Source organism: Magnetospirillum aberrantis SpK, from assembly GCF_011022235.1.
Taxonomy (GTDB): Bacteria; Pseudomonadota; Alphaproteobacteria; order Rhodospirillales; family Magnetospirillaceae; genus Magnetospirillum; species Magnetospirillum aberrantis.
Map to the genome: position 1 here is coordinate 283939 of NZ_JAAIYP010000038.1, position 18322 is coordinate 302260.

Below are 18322 nucleotides of genomic sequence, written 5' to 3' on the forward strand. Positions count from 1 at the left end.
GGTCAACACCCCTGCCGCTTTTATCCGCCCGAGGCCGGGCGTGTCCAGAAGTCATAACGTAAGGTTCGCAACACTCCATGAGCAAGCTCGCCGCAGTGCTGGTCGCCCTGGTGCTCGCCGTCGTCGTCGGCGGTGGCATCTTCCTTGCCACGTTCGACCTGCCGCCGCCCTCGGCCACGGTCGAGAAGGTGATCCCCGATGACAAGCTGCCGCGCTAAGGCCAAGGCGGCCGGCCTGATGGCCGCCGCCGCCTTGGTTTGTGCCGTTCCGGCGCACGCCCAGGCCCCGCTTTCCACCTTCGACCCCGATACCATGGAACTGGCCGAGCCGGCGAACCCGGCCCGCGAGATAGAGGTCAAGGTGGACGACCTCAAGGCGCCCAACGCCGAATCGGTCGGCACCCTGGACCAGGCCCATGGCGGCCTGCCCCCCACCTTGTGGGCGGGAACAAAGGCAATGGTGGTGCGCAAGCTGGTGCCCATGCTGCCGGGAACGCCGTCGTCGCTGGCGGCGCGCAACCTGCAACGGCGCCTGCTGCTGACCGCCGCCACCGCCCCCGAAGGCGCGGTGGCCGGCGACCGGCCGTCGCTGGTGGACCTGAGGGCCGAACGTCTTGCCGCCATGGGCGACAACGACGGCGTCGTCCAATTGTCGGCCATGGCACCGCAGGTGGTGGAAGGCAGCGTCATGCGCCGCGTCAAGCTGGACGCGCAATTGCTGACCGGCCGCACCGACGCCGCCTGCGCCGAATTCCCCAAGGACGGCAGCCAGCCCCGGCTGGCTGTGCTGTGCAACTATCTGGCCGGCCGCACGCTCGAAGGCAACCTGGGCCTTGACCTGCTGCGCGAACGCAAGGAGGTGGACGCCGGTTTCGTCGCCGCCGCCGAGGTTCTGGCCGGCCTGCCGCCGATCCCCGCCGACAAGATCGTGGTGGACGACATCACCCCCCTGCACGTCGCCGCCTTCGGCGCCGCCAAGCTGCCGCTGCCGGCCAACGGCGTGGCCAAGGCCTCGGCGCCGGTGGCCAAGGCGGTGGCCATGTCCTTCGCCACGCCGTTCGACACCCGGCTGGCCGCCGGCGAACGGGCGGAAGCGGCCGGGGTGCTGTCGGCCGAGCAACTGCGCAAGCTGTACCTCGAAGCCACCTTCGCCCCCGACGAACTGGCCGCGCCGCTGGTCAAGGCGGAAGAGGCCGGGCTGCACGGCCGCGCCCTGTTGTTCCGCGCCGCCACCGACCAGCCCGATCCGCTGATCCGCGCCCATTTCGTCGCCAAGGCGTTGGAACTGGGGGCCGCCAAGGGACAACTGGCCGGCGCCGCGCGGGTGTTCTCGCCGCTTCTGGCCCAGCTTCAGCCCGATCCGGCGCTGATCACCGTGGCCCCCACCTTCGCCCGTGCCGCCATCGCCCTGGGTCAGGCCGACCACGCCAAATGGCTGGAACTGGCCCGCACCGACCCGGCGGCCGGCGGAGCATTGGTCCGCCTGTGGCCGCTGAGCGCGGTCATGGCGGCCGAACCGGGGCAGGCGGTGGACCTTCAGGCTTTGTCCGCCTGGCGCGACAGCCTGAACGGCCTGCCGCCCGAACTGGCCGCACGGCGGTCGGCGGTGGTGCTGGGCACGCTGGCGGCATTGGGCGCCAAGCTGCCGGACGTGTTCTGGCTGGACGCCCTGTCGTTGCCGGCCCAGGGACCGCGTCCCGCCTTGTTCGCCCTGGTGCAGTCGGCGGCGCTGGACGCCCGCATGGGCACCACCGTCCTGGCCGCGCTGGCCATGCTGGGCGAACAGCCGCTGGACAGCGTCGATCCCATCTCGCTGACCGAAGCCATCAGCGCCCTGACGGTGGTCGGCCTGGGCCAGGACGCCCGCAAGCTGGCCGTCGAGGCCATGCTGGCCAACGGCATCTGACCGTATCCCCGTTCCCCGCGACAGCGGGGAACGGGGCCGGACGAAGGGACCCGCGCCATGTCCCGCCAGATCGAAACCTTCCTGGAAATGATGAGCGTCGAACGCGGCGCCTCGTTCAACACGCTCGACGCCTATCGCCGCGACCTCGACGACCTCGACGGGTTCCTGAGCCGGCGCGGCACCGGCGCGGCCAATGCCTCGGCCGCCGACCTGTCGGCCTATATGCGAGCCCTGGCCGATTGCGGGCTGGCACCGCGTACACAGGCGCGGCGGCTGTCGTGCCTCAGGCAATTCTATGGCTTCGTCTATGCCGAGGGCTGGCGCCAGGACGATCCCACCTCGCGCCTGGATTCGCCCCGTCTGGGCCGGGTACTGCCCAAAGTGCTGAGCGAGGACGACGTCGAGGCGCTGTTAGCCGCCGCCCGCGCCCTGGAGGCGCCGCGCGGAACGATGATGACCGCGCTTTTGGAGCTTCTGTACGCCACCGGGTTGCGGGTGTCGGAACTGGTCGGCCTGCCCTATGCGGCGGTGGCCCGCGACCCCGACATGATGGTGGTGCGCGGCAAGGGCGACAAGGAACGCCTGGTGCCGCTGTCCGACCCCGCCCGGCGCGCGGTCAAGGACTGGATCGCCGTCCGTGCCGGCCTGTTGGGCAAGAAGCCGTCGCGCTGGCTGTTCCCGGCCCATGGCAAAAGCGGCCACCTCAGCCGCTCGGCCTTCGCCAAGCATTTGCTGCGCGTCGGCATGACGGCCGGCATCGATCCGCGTCGTCTGTCGCCGCATGTGCTGCGTCACGCCTTCGCCACCCACCTGCTGGCACACGGCGCCGATCTGCGCGTGGTCCAGGAATTGTTGGGCCATGCCGACATCGCCACCACCGAAATCTATACCCATGTGCTGGACGAGCCGAAGACCCGGCTGGTGCAACAGCACCACCCCTTGGCCGGATTGCTGAAACCCAAGGGCTGAATGTGCTATAAACCGCGCCAACCCATGTCTTTTCAGGATTTTCCCCATGATCCGTTACACGCTGCGCTGTTCGCATGACCACCATTTCGAGGAATGGTTCTCGAATTCCGGCGAGTACGACAGCCGAAAGGACGCAGGCGAACTGAAGTGCCCGGAGTGCGGCGACACCGCCATCAGCAAGGCGATCATGGCCCCCAACGTCGCCAAGGCCGCCGCCGCGCCGGCCCCGGCCTGCATGCCCGGGGGATCGGGCGGCGGTTGCGGCGGCTGCGCCTTCGCCGGGCAACACTGACGAAACACAGCGTTTCCCCGGTGCCGGGATGTGTTCGCCCGGCACCGGTGGCATGCTGACAGGGTCGTTTGCCGGAGGCCGTCATGTCCCCAATGCCCGCCCTGTTCGTGTCGCACGGTTCGCCCATGATCCTGGTCGAACCTTCGCCGGCCCGCGATTTCCTGACCCGGCTGGCGGACATCGTGCCGCGCCCGCGTGCCATCGTGGTGATATCGGCCCATTGGACGACGCCGGCTCCCCAGGTGTCGAATTCCGCCCACCCCCGCACCATCCACGATTTTCGCGGCTTTCCGCCCGAATTGTACGACCTGCGCTATGACGCCCCCGGAGATCCCGAGTTGGCGGCGACCATCGCGCGCATGAGCGGGGCGGAACCGGTGGAGCATGGCCTGGACCACGGCGCCTGGGTACCGTTGCTGCTGGGCTGGCCCCAGGCCGACATTCCCGTCCTGCAATTGTCCATTCAGGCGGGCGAGGACCCCACCCACCATTACCTGCTGGGACGCAAACTGGCGGGGCTGCGTCATGACGGCGTGCTGATCCTGGGCTCGGGCGCGTTGACCCATAACTTGCGCGCCTATTTCGGCGACGACCCCTTGGCGACGGCCCGCAACGTCGCTTTCGCCGACTGGATGGCGGCCAAGGTGGCCAAGGACAGCACCGAGGACTTGCTGGCCTATCGCCCCCGCGCCCCCGAGGCGGCCTTCGCCCATCCCACCGACGAACACCTGTTGCCGTTGTTCGTGGCCATGGGTGCCGGCGACGACGGCCATGGCCGCGTCGTGCATCGCAGCCAGGACGGCTGCCTCGCCATGGATGCCTATGCCTGGGAATGAAAAAGGGGGAATGAAAAGGGGGCGCCCCGGCCGGGGCGCCCCCTTGATCGCAGCGAAAGCCGCTTAGGACAGCTTGTCCAACTCGCGCACGATGGCTTCGCCCATCACGGTCGTCGAGACCTTGGCCTTGCCCGGCGACATGATGTCGGCGGTGCGCAGGCCGCCCTTCAGCACGTTCTTGACCGCGGTCTCGATCAAATCGGCCTCGGCGACCATGTTGAAGCTGTAACGCAGGCACATGGAGAAGCTGAGGATGGTCGCCAGCGGGTTGGCGATGTCCTTGCCGGCGATGTCCGGGGCGGAACCGTGCACCGGCTCGTACAGCGCCTTGCGGTTGCCGTTGGCGTCGGCGGCGCCGAGGCTGGCCGACGGCAACATGCCGAGCGAACCGGTCAGCATGGCGGCACAGTCGGACAGGATGTCGCCGAACATGTTCTCGGTCACCATCACGTCGAACTGCTTGGGATTGCGCACCAGCTGCATCGAGGCGTTGTCCACGTACATATGCTCGAGTTGCACGTCCGGGTATTCGGTCTGTTGCAGCTTGATCATCTCTTCGCGCCACAGCACGGTGCATTCCAGCACGTTGGCCTTGTCGACGCTGGTCAGCTTCTTGTTGCGCTTGCGGGCCAGATCAAAGGCGGCGCGGCCGATGCGCTGGATCTCGCTGGTGGTGTAGGTGAGCGTGTTGACGCCCTTGCGCTCGCCGTTCGGCAGCGTCTCGATGCCGCGCGGCTGACCGAAATAGAGGCCGCCGGTCAGTTCACGCACGATCATGATGTCGAGACCCGACACCACTTCGGACTTCAGGGTCGAGGCGTCCACCAGGGCGTCGAACACGGTGGCCGGACGCAGGTTGGCGAACAGGCCCATTTCCTTGCGGATACCCAACAGGCCGCGCTCGGGCTTTTTGTCGAACGGCAGGTCGTCCCACTTGGGACCGCCCACGGCGCCCAGCAGCACGGCGTCGGCGGCCAGGGCGGCGTCGAGGGTTTCCTGCGGCAGCGGCGTGCCGGTGGCGTCGAAGGCCGAGCCGCCGATCAGGCCCTCGGTGATCTCGAATTCGATGTTCCGCTTCTTGCCCATCCAGTCGATGATGCGGCGGACCTGGACCATCACTTCCTGACCGATGCCGTCGCCGGGCAGGATGAGAAGCTTCTTGGCGGCCATAGGGAAAACCCTCCGAAAAGATTTGGTTGCGCCGCCCCTAAAGCGTCATGCCCGCACAAGCGGGCATCCAGGCGGCGGCATGGCCCCCCGCTTGCGCGGGGGTGACGAAAAACTCAGAGCCAGGGCGACGACTGCGCGCGGGCCGCTTCGAAGGCCTCGATCTTGTCGGCCTTTTGCAGCGTCAGGCCGATGTCGTCGAGTCCGTTCAGCAGGCAATGCTTCTTGAACGGATCGACGTCGAACGCCGTCACCGACCCGTCGGGCGCGGTGATCTCCTGCTTTTCCAGATCGATGGTGAAGGTGGCGTTGGCGCCGTTCTCGGCCTGCTTCATCAGCCCGTTGACGGTGTCCACCGGCAGCTTGATCAGCAAGATGCCGTTCTTGAACGAGTTGCTGAAGAAGATGTCGGCGAAGCTGGGGGCGATGACGCAGCGGATGCCGAAATCGGCGATGGCCCACGGCGCATGTTCGCGCGACGAGCCACAGCCGAAATTGGCGCCGCCGATCAGCACCTTGGCGTTGCGGTAGGCCGGCCTGTTCAGCACGAAATCCGGCACCTCGGCGCCGTCCTGGGTATAACGCATCTCGTCGAACAGGTTCTTGCCCAGACCCGTGCGCTTGATGGTCTTCAGGAACTGCTTGGGGATGATCATGTCGGTGTCGACATTGATCATGTTCAGGGGCGCGGCGACGCCGGTCAGCTTGGTGAACTTTTCCATTTGTCCGATCCCCTTACAGCGAGCGCACGTCGGTCAGCTTGCCGGTGATGGCGGCGGCGGCGGCCATGGCCGGGCTGACCAGATGGGTGCGGCCGCCACGTCCCTGGCGTCCCTCGAAATTGCGGTTCGAGGTCGAGGCGGAACGCTGGCCCGGCTTCAACTGGTCGGCGTTCATGGCCAGACACATCGAGCAGCCCGGCTCGCGCCATTCGGCACCCGCTTCGATGAAGATCTTGTCCAGGCCCTCGGCCTCGGCCTGTTCCTTGACCAGACCGGAACCGGGCACGATCAGCGCTTGCACGCCCGCGGCCACCTTGCGGCCCTTGAAGATTTCGGCGGCGGCGCGGAAATCCTCGATGCGGCCGTTGGTGCACGAGCCGATGAACACCACGTCGATCTTGATGTCGGTGGCCTTCATGCCCGCTTCCAGGCCCATGTAGTCCAGCGACCGCTCGACCGCCTTGCGCTTGCCCTCGTCCTTGATGTCGGCCGGCACCGGCACGGTGCCGGTGATCGGAATCACATCCTCGGGGCTGGTGCCCCAGGTCACCTGGGGAACCAGGGTGGCGGCGTCGATCTCGATCTCGGCGTCGAATTTGGCGCCCGGATCGGTGAACAGGGTCTTCCAATACGACACGGCGGCCTCGAACGCGGCGCCCTTGGGGGCGCGCGGCTTGCCGGCGACGTAGTCGAAGGTGGTCTGGTCCGGGGCGATCAGGCCGGCGCGGGCGCCGCCCTCGATGGCCATGTTGCAGACCGTCATGCGGCCCTCCATGGACAGCGAGGTGATGGCCTCGCCCGCGAACTCGACCACATAGCCGGTGCCGCCGGCGGTGCCGATCTTGCCGATGATGGCCAGCACGATGTCCTTGGCGGTCACACCGGCCGGAGCGCTTCCCTTGACGGTGATGCGCATGTTCTTGGCCGGCTTCTGCACCAGGGTCTGGGTGGCCAGCACATGTTCGACTTCCGAGGTGCCGATGCCGAAGGCCAAGGCGCCGAACGCGCCATGGGTGGCGGTATGGCTGTCGCCGCAGACAATGGTGGTGCCGGGCAGGGTGAAGCCCTGTTCCGGGCCGACGATGTGCACCACGCCCTGGCGGATGTCGTCCATGGCGTAGAACTCGACGCCGAAGTCCTTGGCGTTCTTCTCCAGGGTTTCCACCTGGATGCGCGATTCCGCGTTCTCGATGCCCTTGGAACGGTCGGTGGTCGGCACGTTGTGGTCGGCGACGGCCAGGGTGGCCTCGGGGTGACGGACCTTGCGGCCGGCCATACGCAGGCCTTCGAACGCCTGCGGGCTGGTCACCTCGTGCACCATGTGGCGGTCGATGTACAGCAACGAGGTGCCGTCATCCTGAACGTCCACCAGATGGGCGTCCCAGATCTTGTCGAACAGAGTACGCGGCTTGGACATGGGTCTTCCTTGACGTGTTGTCACGGGCGGGTGGCATTTCACCCTGTCATGAAACCATCATAGCGATGCCCCGCGTTCGCCGGCACCTGGGGGGATTCCCAGGCCGCCGACAAAAGCGGGGCATGACGCATGGCAAATTGCCGCCCCGAAGGGCGGCAATCGGCACCTTACTCGCTGGCGCCTTCGGCGGCGGCGGCCTTGGCGGCCTTGGCGGCCTTCTGGGCCTCCACGGCGGCGGCCTTGTCGGCGGCGGCGGCCTCACGCTCGGCGGCGGTCACCTTGGCCGAATAGCCGGTGGTCTGCTCGGCGATGCGAGCCGACTTGCCGCGACGGTCACGCAGGTAATAGAGCTTGGCGCGACGGACGTCACCACGGCGAACCACCTCGATCGAGGCGATGTTCGGGGAATAGAGCGGGAAGATACGCTCCACACCCTCGCCGTAGGAAATCTTACGCACGACGAAGTGGCTGTTCAGGCCGTCGTTCTTGCGGCCGATGCACACGCCCTCATAGGCCTGCACGCGCTCGCGGTTGCCTTCGATCACCTTCACGTTGACCTTGACGGTGTCGCCCGGAGCGAATTCCGGGATCACCTTGCCTTCGGTCAGCTTGGCGATCTGCTCCTGCTCGAGCTGCTGAATGATGTTCATCTACTTGCCCTCACTATCCTTGGCAGAGGCATACCGGAGCCACAGGTCCGGTCGGCGTGTCCGTGTTACATCCTCGGACTGGCGACGGCGCCAGTCGCGTATCTTTTCATGGTGCCCCGAGACCAGAACCTCGGGCACCGCCCGGCCCTGCCATTCGGCGGGACGGGTATAGTGGGGATATTCCAGAAGTCCCCACTCGAAACTTTCCTCGTCCAGCGTCTCCTTGTTGCCGAGAACCCCCGGCAACAGGCGGACGATGGCGTCCAGCAGCACCAGCGCCGGGAGTTCCCCCCCCGACAGCACGAAATCACCCAAGGAAACCTCGAGCGCGCCGTGCGCGTCCAGCACCCGCTGGTCAACACCTTCGAAGCGGCCGCACAGGATGGTGGCACCCGGTCCGTCCGCCAGTTCCCGCACCAGCCGCTGATCCATCGGCCGCCCGCGCGGGGTCATGTAAATCAACGGCCCGCTTCCGCCAGCACCCTTGATGGCCGCGTCCAGAACATCTGGGCGCATGACCATGCCGGCACCGCCGCCGAAGGGTTCGTCATCGACCGAGCGGTGTTTGTCCTTCGCGAAATCGCGAATGTTCACCGCGTCCAGCGACCACGTTCCCTTCGCCAGGGCCCGCCCGGCCAAGGAAAGGCCCAGCGGTCCCGGAAACATCTCGGGGAAGAGGGTAAGCACCGTGGCATGCCACGGCGCGTTATTCACCTCGGTCCCCACGCCGATCCTCTTTCTCTTGCCTCGAACGCCGGCCCTCGCTCCGCTCGGTTGGCTTACGCTCCGCTTGCCCTTCGCTTTCGCTTCGGCCGCTTCGCGGGGCCTCAACGGCCCAGTCCCTCGCTTCGCTCGCTCCGGCCTCATCCTTGTCGTCGGGGGCGTATTGCGGCGAAACCACCACCACCCGTCCCCCGGCGATGTCCACCACCGGCACGTCGGCCTTGGTGAACGGAACCATGAACGTGCCCAGGTCCAGCACCTCGCCGGCGCCGAAATCGGCGACACCGCGCACGGTGCCGACCACCGAGCCATCCGCCGTTTCTGCCCGAAGCCCCACCAGATCGGAATAAAGGAACTCGTCCTCGTCCGTTTCCGGCAGCTTGTCGCGGGACACGTACAGACGTGTTCCGCGCAGGGCCTCGGCGGCGTCGCGGTCGTCCACCCCATCAAGCTTGGCGATCACCAGGCCCTTGGCCTCGCCCATCACCTTGAGCTTGAAGCGGCGGGTTCGGTCCTCGTCCTCCACCGGGCCATAAGCGGCCACATCCAACGGATCGTCGGTGAAGCTTTTGACGCGGACCTGACCGCGGACCCCATGCGCGCCAACGATGGCGCCGACGCACACGCGGGTTCCCATCACCGATTACTCGGCGGCCGATTCTTCGGCGGCGGCGGCGGCACGCTCGGCGGCCTGCTTGGCGCGCTCCTGGGCCTTGGCCTTGGGGGCGCACTTCTTGGTCTGCTCGGGGCGGACCGGGGCGGCGACCAGGCCGAGGTTGGAGAACATGCGCACCAAGCGGTCGGTCGGCTGGGCGCCGACGGCCAGCCACTTCTTGGCGGCTTCGGTGTTCAGCACGAAGCGCTCGGCGTGGTCGGCCGGCAGCAGCGGGTTGTAGGTGCCGATCTTCTCGATGAAGCGGCCGTCGCGCGGGCAACGGGCATCGGCCACGACGATGCGGTAGAACGGACGCTTCTTGGCACCGCCACGGGCCAGACGAATCTTCAGAGCCATATTTCCAACTTCCCTTTAACTCGAAACCTTAAAACCAACCGGCCGGATCAGCGGCCGAACCCACGCATGCCGGGGGGCATCAGCCCGCCCAGGCCATGTCTCATCAAGCCCTTTTGCCCCAGCTTGCCGACCTTCTTCATGACGTCGGCCATCTGCTGGTGCTGCTTGAGCAACTTGTTGACGTCCTGCACCGACAGGCCACACCCGGCGGCGATGCGCTTCTTGCGCGACGCCTTGATCAGGTCCGGGTTGCGGCGTTCGGCGGGCGTCATCGACTGGATGATGGCCTTTTGCCGGGCCACCGCCTTGTTGTCGATCTTGGCGTCCTTGAGCTGGGCGGCCATCTTGCCGATGCCCGGCATCATGCCGAGGATGCCCTTGAGGTCGCCCATCTTCTCGACCTGCTTGAACTGGCTGAGCATGTCGTTGAGGTCGAACTTGCCCTTTTCGATGCGCTTGGCAAGCTTCTCGGCCTCTTCCTGATCGACGGTCTCCATGGCCTTCTCGACCAGGGACACCACGTCGCCCATGCCCAGGATACGGCCGGCGATACGGTCGGGATGGAAGACCTCGAGCGCGTCGAGCTTTTCACCCTGACCAAGGAACTTGATGGGGCGGCCGGTGACGGCACGCATGGAAAGCGCCGCGCCACCGCGCGAATCGCCATCGACGCGGGTCAGCACGATACCGGTGACGCCGACCTTTTCGTTGAATTCGTGCGCCAGGGTCACCGCGTCCTGGCCGATCATGGCGTCGGCGACCAGCAAGGTCTCGACCGGCTTGGCCACATCGCGCACGGCGGCGACCTCGGCCATCAGTTCCTGGTCGATATGCAGACGGCCGGCGGTGTCGAGGATGACGACGTCGTAGCCTTCCTTGCGCCCCATCTCCAGGGCGCGCTTGGTGATGGCCACCGGCATCTCGCCCATGATGATGGGCAACGAGCCGACATCGGCTTGGCCCGCCAGGATCTCCAACTGCTGCTGGGCGGCGGGACGGTAGACGTCGAGCGAGGCGAGCAGGACCTTCTTGCGCTCTTTCTTGAGGCGCACCGCCAGCTTGCCCGAGGTGGTGGTCTTGCCCGAGCCCTGAAGGCCGACCATCAGGATGACGGCGGGGGGAACGGCGTTGAGGTTGAGTTCGACCCCTTCGGTGCCAAGCGTGGCGATCAGTTCGTCATGAACGATCTTGACCACCATCTGACCGGGAGAGACGGACTTCACCACCTCCTGGCCGATGGCGCGCGCCTTGACGCGCGCCACGAAATCCTTGACCACCGGCAGGGCGACGTCGGCTTCCAGCAACGCCACGCGAACTTCGCGCAACGCCTCGGTCACGTCGGCTTCCGACAGCGCACCGCGACCGGTGAGCTTGTCGAAAACGGAAGACAGACGCTGGCTCAGACTTTCGAACATCGAAACCCCTAACGATTCGCCCCAAACGACAGCGCGCCAGTGCGCGTACCTTCGCGGACTGGCGGGTCACCGTGGTGACGGTTTTCTCCCGGAAACCTGGAGAGGCTGCGTTTTTACGCGTTTCCTGGCCCCAGAGTCAACAGCGCGCTTGCCGCCCCCCCTCAAGAAGAATAAGAACCTCTCACCTCTATAGTCCTTGGATCGAAGGGTGGTTCGATGAAATACGGTCGCAAGCGGGTTCTGGTAACGGGCGGGGCTGGCTTCCTGGGCTCGCATCTGTGCGAACGCCTGTTGGCCGAAGGCTGCGACGTGCTGTGCGCCGACAACTTCTTCACCGGGTCCAAGGACAACATCGCCCACCTGATGGGCAACCCGTATTTCGAGTTGATCCGCCACGACGTCACCTTCCCGCTCTATGTGGAAGTGGACGAGATCTACAACCTGGCCTGCCCGGCCTCGCCCATCCATTACCAGCGCGACCCGGTGCAGACCACCAAGACCAGCGTGCATGGCGCCATCAACATGCTGGGTCTGGCCAAGCGCATCGACGCCAAGATTTTCCAGGCCTCGACCTCGGAAGTGTACGGCGACCCCGAGGTTCACCCCCAGGTCGAGGAATACCGCGGCAGCGTCAACACCATCGGCCCGCGCGCCTGTTACGACGAAGGCAAGCGCTGCGCCGAGACCTTGTTCTTCGACTACCATCGCCAGCATGGCACCCGCATCAAGGTGGCGCGTATCTTCAACACCTACGGCCCGCGCATGCATCCCGACGACGGCCGCGTGGTGTCCAACTTCATCGTCCAGGCGCTGGAAGGCCGCGACATCACCATCTATGGCGACGGCAGCCAGACCCGCTCGTTCTGCTATTGCGACGACCTGATCGAAGGTTTCGTGCGGCTGATGAACTCGGGCGACGACGTCACCGGCCCCATCAACCTGGGCAATCCCGGCGAGTTCACCATGATCGAACTGGCCGAGGCGGTGCTGAGGCTGACCAAATCCACGTCCAAGCTGGTGTTCCTGCCGCTGCCGGCCGACGATCCCCGCCAACGCCAGCCCAACATCACCAAGGCCCGCGAGGCCCTGGGCTGGGCGCCGACCATCCCGCTTGAGGAAGGTTTGCAGCGCACGATCGAATACTTCCGCAATAAGGTCGGCTGACCAACGGACGCATTGCCCCTTCCCAAAGCTGTACGCCGTTGCCAGGACAGGGCAAGGCCGATACCATCATGACGGCTGGCGGAAAGGTGTTTCCGTCCGGCGGGCGGCTGGAGCGAACGGGTGACCAGGAACAAGGACACCAACGACGACGCGACCACCACGGCGGAAGATTCCGGCGTGGCGGCTGATGCCGTCTATGCTCGGGTTCCCCACGACCTCGCCTTGCGCCTTGAAGCCATTTCCGACAGCCTTCCCGGCTTCACCTTCCAGCGCCGCATGGAAGCTGACGGCGCGCTCAGCTACCCCTCGTTCTCCGGGAATCTGCACGCCGTGCTGGGGCTGGGACCGGAAGCCATGGCGGTCAACGCCAAGGGCTGCCTGCATGTGGTCCATTGGGCCGACCGTGATTCCCACCTCGACGCCATCCAGCGTTCCGCCGCCGACATGTCCCTGTGTGTCGAGGAGTTCCGCGCCATCACCCATTCGGGCGAGGTCCGCTGGCTGAAAGGCGCGTCGAAGCCGCGCCGCGACGGCGACGGCGCGGTGGTGTGGGACGGTGCCCTGATCGACGTGACCGAAGGCCGCCGCGCCGAGTTCCGTCTCGACATGCTGATGGAACATGCCGCCGATTCCATCCTGATCCTGAGCGAAGGCGGCATCATCGACACCGTCAACGCCGCCGCCGAACGCTTGTTCGGCTGGAACGCGGCCGAGTTGGCCGGACGGGAATTCGGCATGCTGCTGGCCACCACCCAGGCACACCCGAACCCGTTGTGCGGCGACCTGCTGGATGGTGCCGGCGGTCTGGTCGGCGGCGGTCCGCGCGAATTGGTGGGGCAACGCAAGAACGGCAGCATCTTCGCCCTGGAACTGTCCACCTCGGAAGTGCGGCTGGAGGGGCACCGCCTGTTCGTCGCCATCGGCCGCGACATCACCGCCCGCAAGGCCACCGAGGCGGCGTTGCGCGAGTCCGAGCAACGGCTGGGCGCCATCGCCGCCAACATGCCCGGCATGGTGTTTCAGCGCGTGCTGCGCGCCGACGGGCAATTGGACTTCACCTATGTTTCCGAAGGCTGCCGCGACTTCCTGGGCGTCGAGCCCGAAGAGTTGATGGCCGACCCGCAATTGTTCCTGAACGCCGTTTCCACCGACGAGCGCCAGCGCTTCCTGGCTGCGCTGGGGCGGTCGGCGCGCACCATGGAGCCGTTCGAGGAAGAAATCGCGGCGATCGGACGCGACGGCCGCCGCCGCTGGCTGCGCGGCCAGTCGCGCCCGACCCGGCGCGACAACGGCGACATCGTCTGGGACGGCATCATCATCGACGTCACCGACCGCAAGGTGGCGGAACAGCGTCTGTCGTTCCTGGCGTTCTACGACCCCCTGACGCGGCTGCCCAACCGTCCGGCCTTTCTGGAACGCTTCACCGCCGCCCGCGAGGCGGCGCGCCAGCACCACGGTCTGCTGGCCGTGATGAGCCTGGGGATCGACCGCTTCGGCATCATCAACGCCACCATGGGCCACTCGGTCGGCGACCAGGTGCTGATCGCCGCCGCCGACATCCTTCAGGCCGCCCTGGGCCGCGACGACGTCATGGCGCGGGCATCGGGCGACCGCTTCCTGCTGATGCTGACCGGCTTCGCCTCGAAGCGCGAGTTGACCGAGGCGGTCGAGCGCCTGCACGCCCTGGCCCAAGTGCCGGTGGCGGTGGCGGACGAGGAATTCGAGATTTCCGCATGCAGCGGTGTCGCCTTGTTCCCCCGCGACGGCGAGGACGCCGAGACCCTGATCAAGAACGCCGAGGCGGCGTTGCACCGGGCCAAGGCCCAGGGGCCGGCGACGGTGCAGTTCTTCACCAAGGAAATGAGTTCGCGCGCGTCCAAGACGCTGACGCTGCAAAACAAGCTGCGCCGTGCCGTCGAGCACGGCGAGTTCATCCCCTATTTCCAGCCCCAGGTCGACCTGACCACCGGCGAAGTGGTGGGCATGGAAGCGCTGGTCCGGTGGAAAAGTCCCGAGATGGGCATGGTGGCCCCCGGCGAGTTCATCCCGGTGGCCGAGGAATCGGGGCTGATCGACGCCATCTGCGACGTCATGCTGACCCAATGTTCCCGCCAGAACAAAGCCTGGCAGGAGCAAGGGCTTCCCGCCATCCCGGTGGCGGTCAACATTTCCGGCCGGCAGTTCCAATACGCACGGCGCCTGATCGCCACCTTGGAAAACACCCTGGCCGACAGCGGCCTCGATCCGCGCTATCTCGAACTCGAACTGACCGAGAGTTCGGCCATGCGGGATGCCGAAAGCGCCATCGGCGTCGTGCAGACGCTGAAGGACATGGGACTGGCCTGCGCCATCGACGATTTCGGCACCGGCTATTCGTCGCTGTCGGTGCTGAAGCGCTTCCCTATTTCCAAGCTCAAGATCGACCGCAGCTTCGTCATGGACATCACCACCGATCCCAACGACGCGGCCATCGTCGACGCCATCGTCGCCATGGCCAAGGCGCTCAGGATGAAGGTGATCGCCGAAGGCGTCGAGCATTCCCAGCATCTGGAGTTCCTGCGCGGCCTGGGCTGCGACCAGATGCAGGGCTATCTGTTCTCACGCCCGTTGCCGGCCGAGGAAATGGGCAAGCTGTTGACCGAGGGCCGCCGGCTGCATTTCAACGAAGACCGGCTCAGGGCCTAGCCGGATTCCATGACCAACGCTTCCCCGCCCGCATCGGGCACCGTCAAGCATTCCTATACCATTCCCTGCGCCTCGGCTTTCCGCGACGCGGTCGAGGCGTTGGCCGCCAGACACCGGGTCAACGTCGGCGACATCGCCCGTTCGGTGCTTCTGGTGATGCCGTCACCGGTCATCGCCGCCTTCGCCGATCCCGGCGAGCCGCCGGCCGGCGACCGCGAGACGGTGATCCTGAAATCCGGCCCGGCCGAAGGGCGGCCGTGGCGCCGCAAACCCCGGCTTCAGATCCGCATGGCGCCGGGATTCGAGGTTTCCTTCATCCGTCGCGCCCTGGCCCTGGCCCTGGCCATGGATTCGGGCTCCATGGTGCTGAAGCTCGAAGACCCCAACGCCCGTCCAGAACCGCCACCACCACCGCCGCCACCGCCTCCCGCGACCGAAGTCAACCACGCCATCGAAGCCGCCACCGAAGAGGTGGAACGGTTGAAAGCCATCGTCAGCGTCCTGGCTTTCGACCCGCTTCCCCATGGCATATCGAGCCGTGACGAGGCGTTGCACGTCTTGGGATTCCCGCCGGGGTCGCGGCCGGACAAACGCACCATCCGCGCGCGTTTCCGCATGTTGGCCACCATCCACCACCCCGACAGCCATTACGGCAGCCACCACCGCATGAGCCAGCTCAACCAGGCCATGGAATTCTTGCGGGACTGATGGAAAAAGAAAGCCCGCCTTCGACGCTGTCGAAGGCGGGCTCTTTTCGGGGCCGGTGAAAGGCCGGAGCTTAGCTCCGGCGCTCCAACAGCTTTTCCTTGATGCTGCCGATGGCCTTGGCCGGGTTCAAACCCTTGGGGCAGGTCTTCGTGCAGTTCATGATGGTATGGCAACGATACAGCTTGAACGGGTCCTCGAGAGCGTCGAGACGCTCGCCGGTGAACTCGTCGCGGGTATCGTGGATCCAGCGCGCCGCCTGCAACAGGATCGACGGGCCGAGATACTTTTCACCGTTCCACCAGTAGCTCGGGCACGAGGTCTGGCAGCAGAAGCACAGGATGCATTCCCACAGGCCATCGAGCTTTTCGCGCTCCTCCGGCGACTGCAACCGCTCGCCATCCGGCGGCGGCGGCGACTGGGTCTGCATCCACGGCTGGATCGACGCCAGTTGGGCATAGGGCACGGTCAGGTCAGGGATCAGATCCTTGACCACCGGCATATGCGGCAGCGGATAGATCTTGGCGTCTCCCTTGATCTCCTCGATGGGCTTGAGGCAGGCAAGGGTGTTGGTGCCGTCGATGTTCATGGCACACGAACCGCAGATGCCTTCGCGGCACGAGCGGCGGAAGGTCAAGGTCGAGTCGATCTCGTTCTTGATCTTCAACAACGCGTCCAGAACCATCGGACCGCAATGGTCCAGGTCGATCTCGTACGAGTCGAGACGCGGGTTGGCACCCGAATCCGGATCGTAGCGGTAGATCTTGAACACCTTGACGTTCTTGGCGCCGGCGGCCTTGTAGGTCTTGCCGGGCTGAACGCGGGAGTTGGCGGGCAGGGCGAATTCGACCATGTCTGTTTCTCCTTCCCTGGCCTTAGTACACGCGCTTTTGCGGCTTGATGTACTCGACCTCGTCGGTCAGCGTGTAGGTGTGCACCGGACGGTAGTCCAGGGTCACCTTGCCGTCCTTGACGGTGGCCAGGGTGTGCTTCTGCCAGTTCACGTCGTCACGCTCGGGGAAATCCTCGTGGGCGTGAGCGCCGCGCGACTCGTGACGAGCCTCGGCCGAAACGATGGTGGCGAGCGCGCAATCCATCAGGTTTTCCAGTTCCAGCGCCTCGACCAGATCCGAGTTCCACACGGTGGAACGGTCGTTGATCTTGATCTGCGGCAGGGTGGAAGCGACCTGACCCAGCTTTTCGCAGCCTTCGGCCAGCGACTTGGAGGTGCGGAACACCGCCGCGTCCATCTGCATGGTCTTTTGCATGGCCAGACGGATTTCGCTGGTGTGCAGCGAACCCGAGGCGTTGCGCAGACGGTCGAAGCGAGCGACGGCGTTGTCGCCGGCATCCTTGGGCAGCGGCTTGTGGGCAGTGCCGGGCTTCAGGGTCTCCTGGCAGCGGAGCGCCGCCGCGCGGCCGAACACCACGATGTCCAGAAGCGAGTTGGTGCCCAGGCGGTTGGCGCCGTGCACCGACACGCAAGCCGCCTCGCCGATGGCCATCAATCCCTCGACGGTGGCGTCGGGATTGTCGGCGGTCGGACGCAGCACTTCGCCATGCACGTTGGTCGGGATACCGCCCATGTTGTAGTGCACGGTCGGCAGCACCGGGATCGGCTGCTTGGTCACGTCCACGCCGGCGAAGATCTTCGCCGTCTCGGAAATGCCCGGCAGACGCAGTTCCAGGGTCTCGGCGCCCAGGTGCTCCAGATGCAGGTAGATGTGGTCGTTTTCCTTGCCGACGCCGCGGCCTTCGCGGATTTCCATGGTCATGGCGCGCGAGACGACGTCACGCGAGGCCAGATCCTTGGCGGTCGGCGCATAACGCTCCATGAAGCGCTCGCCGGCCGAGTTGGTGACGTAGCCACCTTCGCCGCGGGCGCCTTCGGTGATCAGGCAGCCCGAACCGTAGATACCGGTCGGGTGGAACTGCACGAATTCCATGTCCTGGAGCGGCAGGCCGGCGCGGGCCACCATGCCGTGGCCGTCACCGGTGCAGGTGTGGGCCGAGGTGCAGCTGAAGTAGGCGCGGCCATAACCGCCCGAAGCCAGCACCACCTTGTGGGCGCGGAAACGATGCAGGGTGCCGTCGTCCAGGTTCCAGGCCATGACGCCACGGCAGACGCCGTCTTCCATGATCAGGTCCAGGGCGAAGTACTCGACGAAGAATTCGCACGAATGCTTCAGCGACTGCGAGTACAGCGTGTGCAGGATGGCGTGGCCGGTGCGGTCGGCGGCGGCGCAGGCACGCTGCACCGGAGCTTCGCCGAAATTGCGCATGTGGCCGCCGAACGGGCGCTGGTAGATCTTGCCTTCCGGGGTGCGCGAGAACGGCACGCCGAAATGCTCGAGTTCGTACACCGCCGGCACGGCCTCGCGGCACATGTATTCGATGGCATCCTGGTCGCCCAGCCAGTCCGACCCCTTGACGGTGTCGTACATGTGCCACTTCCAATTGTCCTCGGCCATGTTGCCGAGCGAAGCGCCGATGCCGCCCTGGGCGGCGACGGTGTGCGAGCGGGTGGGGAACACCTTGGTGATGCAGGCGGTCTTGAAGCCCGCGACACCCATGCCCATGGTGGCACGGAGGCCGGCGCCGCCGGCGCCGACAACCACCACGTCATAGGTGTGGTCAACGATCTTGTAGGCAGCCATGGT

Annotated in this window: 18 protein-coding genes; 8 read left to right on the forward strand and 10 right to left on the reverse strand. The window is 66.1% G+C overall.

Features of this window, described 5'->3' with window-relative positions; genetic code table 11:
• The first annotated feature begins 77 nt into the window (after positions 1 to 77).
• The 5 genes from G4223_RS12415 to G4223_RS12435 all read left to right on the forward strand — a co-directional run bounded on the left by G4223_RS12415 (position 78) and on the right by G4223_RS12435 (position 4002).
• Entirely contained in the window at positions 78 to 218 is a 141-nt protein-coding gene (locus tag G4223_RS12415; protein ID WP_163679991.1) for a hypothetical protein, read from the forward strand.
• The gene (locus tag G4223_RS12420; RefSeq protein WP_163679993.1) at positions 199 to 1905 is read left to right on the forward strand and encodes an antifreeze protein; all 1707 of its coding nucleotides are present in this window, start codon (positions 199 to 201) and stop codon (positions 1903 to 1905) included. Before G4223_RS12415 ends, G4223_RS12420 begins: the two co-directional genes overlap by 20 nt.
• 57 nt (positions 1906 to 1962) lie before the next feature.
• Positions 1963 to 2874 carry a site-specific tyrosine recombinase XerD gene (locus G4223_RS12425; RefSeq protein WP_163679995.1) on the forward strand — a complete coding sequence of 304 codons (912 nt, stop codon included), beginning with the start codon at positions 1963 to 1965 and terminating at the stop codon, positions 2872 to 2874.
• A 46-nt stretch (positions 2875 to 2920) separates the two neighbouring features.
• Positions 2921 to 3166 (forward strand): DUF1178 family protein, encoded by a 246-nt coding sequence (locus tag G4223_RS12430; protein ID WP_163679997.1) that lies wholly within the window; start codon positions 2921 to 2923, stop codon positions 3164 to 3166.
• An 83-nt stretch (positions 3167 to 3249) separates the two neighbouring features.
• Positions 3250 to 4002, forward strand: a complete 753-nt coding sequence (locus G4223_RS12435) for a DODA-type extradiol aromatic ring-opening family dioxygenase (RefSeq protein ID WP_163679999.1) — start codon at positions 3250 to 3252, stop codon at positions 4000 to 4002.
• Between the two features lie 63 nt (positions 4003 to 4065).
• Here G4223_RS12435 and leuB read toward each other — a convergent pair whose 3' ends face one another.
• The 8 genes from leuB to ffh form a co-directional block, all read right to left on the reverse strand.
• Complete coding sequence (gene leuB / locus G4223_RS12440) at positions 4066 to 5172, reverse strand: 3-isopropylmalate dehydrogenase (protein ID WP_163680001.1); 1107 nt, start codon at positions 5170 to 5172, stop codon at positions 4066 to 4068.
• 113 nt (positions 5173 to 5285) lie between these two features.
• Complete coding sequence (gene leuD / locus G4223_RS12445) at positions 5286 to 5891, reverse strand: 3-isopropylmalate dehydratase small subunit (protein ID WP_163680004.1); 606 nt, start codon at positions 5889 to 5891, stop codon at positions 5286 to 5288.
• 13 nt (positions 5892 to 5904) lie between these two features.
• Positions 5905 to 7308 carry a 3-isopropylmalate dehydratase large subunit gene (gene leuC, locus G4223_RS12450; RefSeq protein ID WP_163680007.1) on the reverse strand — a complete coding sequence of 468 codons (1404 nt, stop codon included), beginning with the start codon at positions 7306 to 7308 and terminating at the stop codon, positions 5905 to 5907.
• Between the two features lie 167 nt (positions 7309 to 7475).
• Positions 7476 to 7958: a 50S ribosomal protein L19 gene (gene rplS / locus G4223_RS19750; RefSeq protein WP_205762493.1), complete on the reverse strand. Its 483-nt coding sequence runs from the start codon at positions 7956 to 7958 to the stop codon at positions 7476 to 7478.
• Entirely contained in the window at positions 7959 to 8684 is a 726-nt protein-coding gene (gene trmD / locus G4223_RS19755; protein ID WP_205762510.1) for a tRNA (guanosine(37)-N1)-methyltransferase TrmD, read from the reverse strand.
• Positions 8665 to 9318, reverse strand: coding sequence for a ribosome maturation factor RimM (gene rimM, locus G4223_RS12460; protein WP_163680407.1), 654 nt, complete (start codon positions 9316 to 9318; stop codon positions 8665 to 8667). Before rimM ends, trmD begins: the two co-directional genes overlap by 20 nt.
• Before the next feature lie 6 nt (positions 9319 to 9324).
• Complete coding sequence (gene rpsP, locus G4223_RS12465) at positions 9325 to 9693, reverse strand: 30S ribosomal protein S16 (RefSeq protein WP_163680011.1); 369 nt, start codon at positions 9691 to 9693, stop codon at positions 9325 to 9327.
• Between the two features lie 47 nt (positions 9694 to 9740).
• Entirely contained in the window at positions 9741 to 11108 is a 1368-nt protein-coding gene (gene ffh, locus G4223_RS12470) for a signal recognition particle protein (RefSeq protein WP_163680014.1), read from the reverse strand.
• Between the two features lie 216 nt (positions 11109 to 11324).
• On the opposite strand from ffh, the gene G4223_RS12475 reads away from it, so the two are divergent.
• The 3 genes from G4223_RS12475 to G4223_RS12485 all read left to right on the forward strand — a co-directional run bounded on the left by G4223_RS12475 (position 11325) and on the right by G4223_RS12485 (position 15665).
• Entirely contained in the window at positions 11325 to 12272 is a 948-nt protein-coding gene (locus G4223_RS12475) for a UDP-glucuronic acid decarboxylase family protein (protein WP_163680017.1), read from the forward strand.
• 120 nt (positions 12273 to 12392) lie between these two features.
• Positions 12393 to 14957, forward strand: a complete 2565-nt coding sequence (locus G4223_RS12480) for a bifunctional diguanylate cyclase/phosphodiesterase (RefSeq protein ID WP_338086875.1) — start codon at positions 12393 to 12395, stop codon at positions 14955 to 14957.
• Between the two features lie 9 nt (positions 14958 to 14966).
• On the forward strand, positions 14967 to 15665 hold the full coding sequence (locus G4223_RS12485; protein ID WP_163680019.1) for a J domain-containing protein: 699 nt from the start codon (positions 14967 to 14969) through the stop codon (positions 15663 to 15665).
• 70 nt (positions 15666 to 15735) lie between these two features.
• On the opposite strand, the gene G4223_RS12490 is transcribed toward G4223_RS12485, so the two are convergent.
• Entirely contained in the window at positions 15736 to 16515 is a 780-nt protein-coding gene (locus G4223_RS12490) for a succinate dehydrogenase iron-sulfur subunit (RefSeq protein ID WP_163680020.1), read from the reverse strand.
• A 22-nt stretch (positions 16516 to 16537) separates the two neighbouring features.
• Complete coding sequence (gene sdhA / locus G4223_RS12495; protein ID WP_163680022.1) at positions 16538 to 18319, reverse strand: succinate dehydrogenase flavoprotein subunit; 1782 nt, start codon at positions 18317 to 18319, stop codon at positions 16538 to 16540.
• Positions 18320 to 18322: the final 3 nt, after the last annotated feature.

What these genes read in the sequence shown, in the direction of transcription:
- G4223_RS12425 (WP_163679995.1), top strand. Translation starts at nt 1,963, where the DNA reads ATGTCCCGCCAGATCGAAACCTTCCTGGAAATGATGAGCGTCGAACGC.
- sdhA (WP_163680022.1), bottom strand. Translation starts at nt 18,319, where the DNA reads ATGGCTGCCTACAAGATCGTTGACCACACCTATGACGTGGTGGTTGTC.
- leuC (WP_163680007.1), bottom strand. Translation starts at nt 7,308, where the DNA reads ATGTCCAAGCCGCGTACTCTGTTCGACAAGATCTGGGACGCCCATCTG.
- G4223_RS12490 (WP_163680020.1), bottom strand. Translation starts at nt 16,515, where the DNA reads ATGGTCGAATTCGCCCTGCCCGCCAACTCCCGCGTTCAGCCCGGCAAG.
- G4223_RS12420 (WP_163679993.1), top strand. Translation starts at nt 199, where the DNA reads ATGACAAGCTGCCGCGCTAAGGCCAAGGCGGCCGGCCTGATGGCCGCC.
- G4223_RS12435 (WP_163679999.1), top strand. Translation starts at nt 3,250, where the DNA reads ATGTCCCCAATGCCCGCCCTGTTCGTGTCGCACGGTTCGCCCATGATC.
- rimM (WP_163680407.1), bottom strand. Translation starts at nt 9,318, where the DNA reads ATGGGAACCCGCGTGTGCGTCGGCGCCATCGTTGGCGCGCATGGGGTC.
- leuB (WP_163680001.1), bottom strand. Translation starts at nt 5,172, where the DNA reads ATGGCCGCCAAGAAGCTTCTCATCCTGCCCGGCGACGGCATCGGTCAG.
- rpsP (WP_163680011.1), bottom strand. Translation starts at nt 9,693, where the DNA reads ATGGCTCTGAAGATTCGTCTGGCCCGTGGCGGTGCCAAGAAGCGTCCG.
- G4223_RS12485 (WP_163680019.1), top strand. Translation starts at nt 14,967, where the DNA reads ATGACCAACGCTTCCCCGCCCGCATCGGGCACCGTCAAGCATTCCTAT.
- G4223_RS12430 (WP_163679997.1), top strand. Translation starts at nt 2,921, where the DNA reads ATGATCCGTTACACGCTGCGCTGTTCGCATGACCACCATTTCGAGGAA.
- ffh (WP_163680014.1), bottom strand. Translation starts at nt 11,108, where the DNA reads ATGTTCGAAAGTCTGAGCCAGCGTCTGTCTTCCGTTTTCGACAAGCTC.
- leuD (WP_163680004.1), bottom strand. Translation starts at nt 5,891, where the DNA reads ATGGAAAAGTTCACCAAGCTGACCGGCGTCGCCGCGCCCCTGAACATG.
- rplS (WP_205762493.1), bottom strand. Translation starts at nt 7,958, where the DNA reads ATGAACATCATTCAGCAGCTCGAGCAGGAGCAGATCGCCAAGCTGACC.
- G4223_RS12475 (WP_163680017.1), top strand. Translation starts at nt 11,325, where the DNA reads ATGAAATACGGTCGCAAGCGGGTTCTGGTAACGGGCGGGGCTGGCTTC.
- G4223_RS12415 (WP_163679991.1), top strand. Translation starts at nt 78, where the DNA reads ATGAGCAAGCTCGCCGCAGTGCTGGTCGCCCTGGTGCTCGCCGTCGTC.